This is a genomic window from Mesorhizobium sp. M2A.F.Ca.ET.037.01.1.1, assembly GCF_003998075.1.
Lineage (GTDB): Bacteria > Pseudomonadota > Alphaproteobacteria > Rhizobiales > Rhizobiaceae > Mesorhizobium.
In genome coordinates, this window is record NZ_RZSA01000360.1 from 1 (window position 1) to 5,904 (window position 5,904).

Here is a 5,904-nt window from a genome sequence, read left to right on the forward strand (position 1 = left end):
TCGGCTGCACGGTGGTGTCGGTCCTCGGACTGATCCGGGGATCACCTGGCGCGTGTCGGCCGGCTTCATCGCCCCGGTCTTGACCGCAAGGCTGAGTCTCGCCTGCAACAGCGCCACGATCCGCTCCTCGCCCATGCGGCTGCGCCAACGCGTCATCAACGAGCGGTCGAACGGCAGCGTATGGCAAAAGAACGTCTCCCGGTGAGATACTGGAAATAGGGGTTCTCCACCCAGCGCTCGCACAGCACCTCGTCGGACAGGTTGAAGGTGTGCTTGAGGATCGCCAGCCCCGCCATCAGCCGGGTCGGCAGCGGCGGCATGCGGGGGCCGTCCGAATAGACCGCGCCAAAACGCTCCTCCAGCATCGGGCAGTCGATCGCATCCGCCAGCCGCACCAGCTCGTGCTTCATGCTGATGATCTGGTCGAGCCTGGAGCGGAACAGGTCCTGCTCTCCCGTCTCGCGCTTCTCGCGTGGCCCCGACATTCGCCGTCCCTCGATTCGCCCGCCGCCGGCCGAGCGAATCACGTTTCGGTTACAGCGTCTATGAAGCGCCCCGCCCACTTGTCTGATTCTAGGAAGGCAGACTATGTACAAAGGGCCGATTCAATTTGAATTCTAGAACAATCGTCATGCCACTCCATATGTAGCAAACCATTTAGTATGCGAAGGATGCGACACTTCCCGCTCTCGGGACTGGTCAACATGAGCTGAAAAAGGAAGGCTGCGACTTCGCAAAGCCCGGCGTGAGACTGGGCTGCTTGCGGAGCCGTCATGCCTTTGATCATCTTGTCGCAAAAAGAGCTGCCGCTCACGACCGCATCGCTCTCGGCGAATCAAAGAGCACGGAAAACGTGTATCGGATCGGGCACACTCACCATCGTAAGCTGCCATGACAGGTCGAATGTTCGCAAGTGCGACCTCGGCAAGCTGCGAGGTGGCGACCTTTACGTACAATGGCGTTGTGTTGATGCTTCGGTGCCCTAGAAGATCGACGACCTCGTTGACCGGCCTTCACTGCTTGACGAGCTGGGTAGCAAGACTGTGGCGCAGGAGATGCGCACCTGCGACTCGCCCGAGTTCAACCCCGCCATGTCGCAAACGCGCATTTGAATGCTGCCACGGGCGGCGTGAAGGACAGGAACAGATACGGACTATCCACCTTCGGTCGAGCGCGCAGGACGTAGTCGGCGAGCGCGGCGCCGGTCTCCTCGAGCGGCGGCGCCACCCGATCCCGCTTGCCCTTGGTGCGCCGGACCGATACCTCGCCAGCACGCCAGTCGATATCCTGCAGCTGAATGGCGCGTAGCTCACCGTTGCGAATGCCCGTCGTGGCGAGTAGCAGCAGGGCTCGATCGCGGATGTCGACGGGCGTCGTTGCGCCGATCGCATCGATTGTCGCCGAAGGTCATCCCATGAAGACGCGGCGGCAAATGCGCCAAACCGCTTTGATGGGTCCGCGGCTTCGGTGCCGGCGAAGCCCTCCGCCTCTACCTGCTGGCCATCCAGGCCCAGAAGCAACTGGTCCTCGGGCAGGCCCTCCGCCCTTGGCCCGAAGCGATAGCGCTGCAACTCCTTGATGATTTGGCGGAGCCTCTCATTCTCCGCACGCGCGGCCAGAAGCATCGCCTGAAGCCAAAACCTCGAGGCGTTGACGGCTGAGCACGTCCTCGCTGCTGTCGAGCATCCGCTGTCGCTATCGGCCACCACCTCCCGCCAATGAGGCGTCCTTGGAACGACGCGGCCGAGATCCTGTCATGGTGGCCTTCGGATGTGAGAAGTCGCCGCCGTGCGCGTGATGCCAGGGCTCGCTTGGCTTGACCACGGCCCTGTCCGAAGGCAGCCTGTTCCAGGCGTTCGCCATGGCCCCTAGTGCAGCAGGTCCGTAAGTTCGCGCATGCGCAGAATGTGCGGGAGTGGCCGGCGCCGCGTCCTTCGTCACTGAATGGTTTGTGCCGCCGGCCGACAGATTAAGAGGGGGCGAACTCACCGCCGTTGACATCGATGATGGCGCCGTTAATGAAGTCGGAATCCGAGCGAACAAGAAACTTAATGACGCGGCTGATGTCTTCGGGCCTGCCGAGCCGGCCGATCGGGATCCGCGCGAGTGCAGCGCGGTTTCCGGGCCTCTCGGGCGGTCCCGTCATATTGCTTAAGACACGGCCAGGGCAGATCGTGTTCACCGTGATACCAAGCCCGGCGTATTCGCTCATGATCGACCGGGCGAGCCCTGCAAGCGCGCTCTTCGAGGCAACGTAGCTCGCTCCGGCGATCTTCGGCTGCGTACGCGCCGCGAGTGAACTGATCAGGACGATACGGCCTTGCCGGGCTTCCGCCATACCGGGCAACACCTCGCGGCAACAGAGGAAGGCGCCCGTGAGGTTCACCCGGATAACATCATCCCATTTGGCAAGCGGCATATGGCCGAGAGCGACACGCTGATCGTTTGGACCTTTCGGCGAGTAGCCAGCATTGCAGACAAGCGCGGATACCGTTCCCCACCGCTCGCGGACATTGGCGAAGAACCGGCAGACGCCGCGTTCGTCACGGAGGTCGACCGTGTCGGCGTGGATATTCCAAGCTGGAAAACGGGCGCGTAGATCGACAGCGGCAGCCTCCACCCGCTCTCTCGTCTGGCTGAAGAAAGCGCCGCGCCAGCCAGCGTCGATTAGATGCGCGACGGTCGCAAACCCGATCCCGGTTGCCCCGCCGGTGACGACCGCAACGCCCATTGATTTGGTGTTTTCTGTCGTCATCAAACGGAACCCACGTCGCGCACGACGTTCTGGTCAACCGCGCCGCCGAAAAGGGAAAGAGCAGGATGGGCGTTGGGGGCGGCGACGACCTTGACTAGCCACGGCCTTTCAGAGGCGAGCGCCTCGAGAGCAGGCCCTATGTCGTCCGGTACCCTGACGACGGTCGCGCCGCAACCGCACGCCCGGGCGATTGCTGCGTGGTCGACTGGAGCGAAATGGCAGGCGCTCGTACAGGGTCCTAACGGCATTGCTTCGGCATGCCTTTGGAAGCCGAGCACGCCATTCTTTAGCACGATTACGACGACGGACACGCAGTTGCGTACCATCGGCGCGGCGGCGCCACAGGTCGATGTGTTGGAGGATTTGACAAAGAGCGTTGATCGTGACCGCAGCATGGACCACGAGGCACAGCGCCTCGTAGGTGCAACCGACCTCGGTTGGATCGACGCCGATATGGATGTTGCACGCGCCAGGCGTGATCTGGCGCCAACTGTCTGTTCCATTCTGGTTGGTGCGCGTTCCGACAGGCTCGCCTTGAAAGCCTCCGGAAGTGATGGCACGAGGATGGCCGCGGGCGGCCCGTTTTGGGTGGTAACCACTGCAATCCTGCTTAAGACGCGTTCAAAGTCGTCTGCCATGGCGCCCCCCATCTTCTCCTGCCGGTAGGCGAGCTGGCGGGATGCCAATCGTACCGCAGGCGAGGAGGACGGCAGACGGCAGGCTCTGGCCAAACAAGGGCTTCAACGCACGCGCGATCGCCTGTGCGACGGTTTCTTCCATGATCTAACCCGTGATAGTGTCGAGGAGCGCCGCGCGCTGAATTAGGAAGCGGTCGAAAGCATTTGCGACGAAGGCGATCTCATCCTCCCCCATCGGTGTTGAGAGGCAAGCGGCGGCCGCTTTGGGCAGAATGATGCCTTCCGTGGCGAAGAAGCGAGTTAATTCCGTCATCACGGCCACCTCCTGTAGGGTAAGGAAACTTTCTCGGAACTCTCGCGGCGGCTTGCGCCGCGGGTGAAGGCGAAAGAGGGAAGTGGCTCCAGTGACGCTGAAAGGGGCGCCGTGCCGCGCGATGATGCGTTCGAGCCCGTTTCGCAGTTTGTCCCCCAGCCGCTCGAGGTAATCGAAGGCAGCGCGGTCGAGGGCTTCCATCGCGGCGAGTCCTGCTGCCATCGAGAGCGGATTGGCTGAAAAGGTGCCGCCCTGCGGCAGAGCAGGACCGCCTGATGCGGCCTCGAAGACTGCCATCACCTCGCTGCGGCCTCCGATCGCGCCGATGGGGAGCCCGCCGCCAATGATCTTGCCGAGCGCGAAGAGATCGGGGGCGAGCCCATAGAGCGCAGAGGCGCCTTCGTAACCCTGTCGGAGGTTGAGAACCTCGTCGCTGATAACAAGGATACCGTGACGACGGGCCGTCTCTTGGATGGCGGATACGAAATCCGGCGTGGGCGAAATGAGCCCACTGCGGCTCGGCATGGGATCAACGAGGACGGCTGCGAGACGCCCTGCATGTTCCGTGATCAGCCGGCGCGCGCCCTCGGCGTTGTTGAAGCGCAAAATCACAACGTCATCGAGCACAGCTGGCGGCATGCCGCGATAAGAAAGAGTGGGCGCGGGATGTTCGGGATCGCCCCACGTTTGAGGCGTTGCAGCCTGGCTGACCTCGACCCAGTCGTAGGCGCCGTGATAGGCTCCCTCGATCTTGGCAATGGCGGGACGTCCCGTGAACGCCCGCGCCGCCTTAATCGCAAACATGACCGCCTCGGTACCGGTATTGACGAAGCGGATGCGGTCAAGATGCGGAATTCGGGCGCAGAGAAGCTCAGCAAGATCGATTTCAATCTCGGTCGGGTTGGCGAAGCAGCATCCGCTTCTGAGCTGCTGCGTCACGGCCTCGATCACGGGCGGGAAGGCGTGGCCATGGATGAGGGTCGTGAAGTTGCCGTTGAGGTCTAGGAGACGACGGCCATCAACGTCGACAAGAAACGCACTCTCTCCGTGATGCATGTAGCGGGGAATGGGATCGCGCTCGATAGTGATCCGCGTGGTGCCGTCCGGGAAAACCCTGCGCGCCCGGCCGAAAGTCTCGGCAGAACGGGGTCCGACGAGCGGAGGGGGGGGCAGGGCTGGTTGCTCTAACACCGCGGCTATCCTCTTGCTGTGGCCTGGGAATTACTCGCGCGACATAGCCGCCGCAAAAAATCAGAAGACAATTGTCCACCGCAGATAAGTTCAATTGCCTAGAGGTTCCCAGAAACAAAATTAGGTATCATTCACTTTGCGACGACCGCACTTGATTTTGCACTACAAGTTTCCTCTTCAATAGCTTCCCCTGGTGCGGCGACTTGAGGGGCTGATGATTGTCTTTGTTCACGGAAATGGAGAGATCGACCAACTGATTAAGTTCACCGCACGCTGAATTATCGCCTCGGTCCGGACACGGTCGGGTGAAGCGGCTATGACATGTCCCATGCGATCTCGATAGTCGCCTTTCCTCACGATAGGGGTATTGGGCTCGACACAAAATTGCACCTCTGCGACACCCGGTACAGCAGCAGCCTGACTGCCGCCATGGATCCAATCGACGATGCCATCACGGTCAGGAATTAGGACCCGGACGGCCACAATGTGTGAATGCCTTCTGCGCAAATCCCATTCGTGGCCGACGGCAAGCTTGATGTGTTCGGTGATAAGATCGACTCCATAAGCCAGCCGAACCAATTGAGAACCCGTCCCGCCCAAAAGTCGCGGATTCACTTCAATGACGACAGGGCCAAGCTTCGTCCACCGGAGTTCAACATTCGTGGGACCCCAGCCAAGGCCGAGAATTCGCAAGCAGCTCAGCGAAACGTCGGCGATTCGCTCGTGCTCGTCATCTGTCAGCGAGGCTGGCTGGGTGCCGCTATGAAAGACGAAATGCGGTGGGGGGCCGTAGTCAGCGGCGGCAATCGCAACGACCTCATTTCCCATTATCTGAGCGATATAATGCGGACCATTCGCGTATTCTTCAACAAGTATCCTCGGCGAAGATCGCCAAATGTGCTTCCCACCCAATAGGTAGGTGGTATGTTCGGCTAACTCATCGACGGTGCTGCATAATCGCACACCGATGCTGCCGCTGCCTATGGCTGGCTTCAGAATCACCGGCA

6 protein-coding genes and 2 pseudogenes are annotated in these 5,904 nt (G+C 61.2%); 1 reads left to right on the top strand and 7 read right to left on the bottom strand.

Annotated features, from left to right (window positions below):
* The 5 genes and pseudogenes from EOA27_RS18485 to EOA27_RS43175 form a co-directional block, all read right to left on the bottom strand.
* Positions 1-485, bottom strand: a pseudogene (locus EOA27_RS18485) (transposase); the annotation flags it as partial.
* A gap of 595 nt (positions 486-1,080) precedes the next feature.
* Entirely contained in the window at positions 1,081-1,395 is a 315-nt protein-coding gene (locus tag EOA27_RS42185) for a tyrosine-type recombinase/integrase (protein WP_348627501.1), read from the bottom strand.
* Positions 1,396-1,442: 47 nt separating this feature from the next.
* A pseudogene (locus EOA27_RS43170) lies at positions 1,443-1,625 on the bottom strand (transposase); the annotation flags it as partial.
* Between the two features lie 344 nt (positions 1,626-1,969).
* A complete protein-coding gene (locus EOA27_RS18500; protein ID WP_127256853.1) occupies positions 1,970-2,755 on the bottom strand; it encodes an SDR family NAD(P)-dependent oxidoreductase in 786 nt (261 codons plus the stop codon).
* On the bottom strand, positions 2,755-3,150 hold the full coding sequence (locus tag EOA27_RS43175) for a thiamine pyrophosphate-dependent enzyme (RefSeq protein ID WP_348627502.1): 396 nt from the start codon (positions 3,148-3,150) through the stop codon (positions 2,755-2,757). Before EOA27_RS43175 ends, EOA27_RS18500 begins: the two co-directional genes overlap by 1 nt.
* Here EOA27_RS43175 and EOA27_RS43180 point away from each other — a divergent pair.
* Entirely contained in the window at positions 3,071-3,421 is a 351-nt protein-coding gene (locus EOA27_RS43180) for a hypothetical protein (protein ID WP_348526696.1), read from the top strand. The genes EOA27_RS43175 and EOA27_RS43180 overlap by 80 nt on opposite strands.
* 117 nt (positions 3,422-3,538) lie before the next feature.
* Here EOA27_RS43180 and EOA27_RS18510 read toward each other — a convergent pair whose 3' ends face one another.
* Both EOA27_RS18510 and EOA27_RS18515 read right to left on the bottom strand, forming a co-directional pair.
* Complete coding sequence (locus tag EOA27_RS18510) at positions 3,539-4,897, bottom strand: aspartate aminotransferase family protein (RefSeq protein ID WP_245466456.1); 1,359 nt, start codon at positions 4,895-4,897, stop codon at positions 3,539-3,541.
* A 228-nt stretch (positions 4,898-5,125) separates the two neighbouring features.
* On the bottom strand, positions 5,126-5,904 hold a 779-nt coding region (locus EOA27_RS18515; RefSeq protein ID WP_127256855.1), incomplete at its 5' end, for an ATP-grasp domain-containing protein.

What these genes read in the sequence shown, in the direction of transcription:
- EOA27_RS18500 (WP_127256853.1), bottom strand. Translation starts at nt 2,755, where the DNA reads ATGACGACAGAAAACACCAAATCAATGGGCGTTGCGGTCGTCACCGGC.
- EOA27_RS43175 (WP_348627502.1), bottom strand. Translation starts at nt 3,150, where the DNA reads ATGCTGCGGTCACGATCAACGCTCTTTGTCAAATCCTCCAACACATCG.